General features: G+C 39.0%; 3 protein-coding genes. All 3 read left to right on the top strand.

Features of this window, described 5'->3' with window-relative positions; genetic code table 11:
- A partial coding sequence (istA, locus tag HW423_RS10645; RefSeq protein WP_218931885.1) for an IS21 family transposase occupies positions 1–1,564 on the top strand: 1,564 nt, incomplete at its 5' end.
- The gene (istB, locus tag HW423_RS10640; protein WP_218931884.1) at positions 1,564–2,319 is read left to right on the top strand and encodes an IS21-like element helper ATPase IstB; all 756 of its coding nucleotides are present in this window, start codon (positions 1,564–1,566) and stop codon (positions 2,317–2,319) included. The genes istA and istB, both read left to right, overlap by 1 nt.
- Positions 2,316–2,504: a hypothetical protein gene (locus HW423_RS10635; RefSeq protein ID WP_218931883.1), complete on the top strand. Its 189-nt coding sequence runs from the start codon at positions 2,316–2,318 to the stop codon at positions 2,502–2,504. Before istB ends, HW423_RS10635 begins: the two co-directional genes overlap by 4 nt.
- Positions 2,505–2,679: the final 175 nt, after the last annotated feature.

Here is a 2,679-nt window from a genome sequence, read left to right as displayed (position 1 = left end):
AGTTATTTTTATGATCAATTATCATAAAATTCTTGAAATGCATCTACAAGGGATTTCCCAACGGACAATCTCTTCCAGTACAGGGCATTCAAGAGACAAAATTAGAGAGGTGGTGAATCAAGCAAAAGCCAAAGGCTTAGAAGAGCTTACTGAAAAAATGACCAGTTCTTGGTTGGAAGAGTACCTGTTCCCTGAGAAAAGCGCGAGTCAACGTGGGTATTACAATCCGGATTGGGATTACATCCATAAAGAACTGCTCAAAAAGAATGTCACGCTCAAACTCTTGCATAAAGAGTACGAACAAGAGGCAAAGATTCAAAATAAGATGCCTTACGCTTATCGGACATTTTGCGAGAAATATGGGCATTACGGTAAGAAGTACAAATTAACCATGCCTATTCATCGCAAACCCGGAGAAATTCTCGAAGTAGATTGGGCAGGCAGTACGTTATCTGTTAAAAATAGTGAGAATGGAAAAGATATCAAAGTCTACATCTTCGTGGCCACCTGGCCATTCAGTCAATACAGTTATGTCGAAGGATTTTACGACATGAAAACAGATAACTGGTTGACCGCTCATATTCATGCCTTAGAATTTTTTCAAGGGGTACCTGAAACGGTCGTTTCAGATAATTTAAGAACAGGTGTGACAAAAACAGATTACTCTGAGCCACTTTTAAATGAAGGTTATAGACAATTAAGTGACTATTATCGTTTTACGATTGTCCCAGCACGTGTAAGGGCTCCAAAAGACAAATCCTCGGTTGAAGGAAACGTCGGCTTTATTAGTCGTCAAGTCATCGCCGCCTTGCGAAATGAAACGTTCTTTAGTTTAAAAGAATTGAACCAGGCAATTTCTGAAAAGACGCAAGTATTGAATCAAGAAGCTTTTCAAAAAAGACCTGGTTCAAGGTCTACAGTCTTTCAGGAAGAAGAACTTCCGTTCTTAGGTTCCCTTCGTCACCCGCGCTTTACACAGTCTCAATGGCGGATATCTAAAGTCCAATTAGATTACCATATTCAGGTGGAGCGTATGTTTTATTCCGTTCCCTATGAATATGTCAATGACGAAGTAGAAGTAAGAATAACTGACCACCTACTAGAAGTGTACTTCAATGAGCACCGAATTGCATCTCATAAACGACTTCGGGGCGACATTGGGCAATATTCTTCAAATATCGATCATATGCCGGATAATCACCGTCGTTATTTAACGCATACCCCTAAAGAAAATTTACTGTGGGCAAAAGACATTGGGCCAAATACTTATGCGTATGTCGATTATATTCTTTCCAATAATGTAGAGAAGAAAGCCCTGAAATTACTCGCCACATTGAGAAATACAGCCTCTAAATACTCGTTAGAAGAGCTAGAAGTCGGCTGTCACACATTGATGTCTGTCGCAAAGGAACCTACCAACTCATTACTAAAGTCTATTCTCAGTCGTGCAAAGAAACGAAAGAAAACTTTGGATAATCATTCAAAAAAATCAATTATAGAGGAGCAAACGGATAGCAAGTATGGTTTTGTCCGCGGTGCAGCCTACTTTGGAGGTAAAAAATAATGAGAAATGAACAAACACTTGAAAAATTAAAAGCTATGCGATTAAGTGGAATGGCTGATCTATATGAGCAACAGGCAATGGACGAAACTAGCCAATCCTTAGGATTCGAGGAACGATTTGAGTTATTAGTAGACGCTGAATCTGCCCGTCGTAAATCGAATAAATTAGATCGTTTAATTCAACAAGCAACATTTAGTGAGCCAAATGCCTCTATTGAAGGGATCGAATACTATCCAGATCGCCACCTCGATAAAAATCTTATTTCTAAACTCGCGCAAGGAGGATATATTGAAAATCACCAAAATATTATCTTAATGGGTGCTTCTGGAAATGGAAAAACCTGGATCGCCAATGCCTTCGGTATTCAAGCCTGTCGTCAATTTAGAAAAGTAAAATACATTCGTCTCCCAGAATTAATTGACGAGTTAGCTTTAGCGAAATATGAGGCTGATGGTTCTTATCGTAAGCTGATTAAAAAGTATACGAAAATTGAACTACTTATCATTGATGAATGGCTACTGATGGATTTATCTTTAGAAGATAGTGTCCATGTATTTGAGATTATTGAAGCACGATTAAAACAAACTTCTACCATATTCTGTTCACAATTTTCACCTGAAGGTTGGCATGAGAAGATTAAACATACTCAGTTAGCTGACGCGATTCTGGATCGCATCAAGCACAATTCTCACCAAATCTTAGTCGATGGCGAAGTATCTATGCGGGAGCGCCATGGTCTGGAAAGCACAAAATGATTCCGATTGAAATTAAAACTCGAATTGTTTTTTTACTTGCGGTATACCTTTTAGAAGACATTGGCTTACATCTTTCCTCATTACTACTACCCTATTACTTAGACGATGAAGAGCAGCCTTCGGCTGACGAAATGGTTAATTTAGCCACTCAGTTTCTTGAACAAGCCATGAAAGAATACGAATAAACCATTATCTTATTTAAGGTTACGAACAGAGCTCATATTGGGCTCTGTTTTGACTAATTACTTATTCTCTTCAATCACTTAGCGGAATGGACGACAACTTTCGCATTCAGTGGACGACGATTCCGCATTTACTGGACGAAAGTTCCGCATCACTGGACGAAACTAGTCGCCGTAC

Source organism: Ruoffia halotolerans, assembly GCF_014049385.1.
GTDB lineage: Bacteria > Bacillota > Bacilli > Lactobacillales > Aerococcaceae > Ruoffia > Ruoffia halotolerans.
The sequence above is the reverse complement of the archived record's forward strand: the minus strand, read 5'-3'. Positions and strand labels throughout refer to the sequence as shown.

Bases quoted from the DNA above. Each gene is read 5' to 3' on its own strand.
- istB (WP_218931884.1), top strand. From the start codon at position 1,564: ATGAGAAATGAACAAACACTTGAAAAATTAAAAGCTATGCGATTAAGT.
- HW423_RS10635 (WP_218931883.1), top strand. From the start codon at position 2,316: ATGATTCCGATTGAAATTAAAACTCGAATTGTTTTTTTACTTGCGGTA.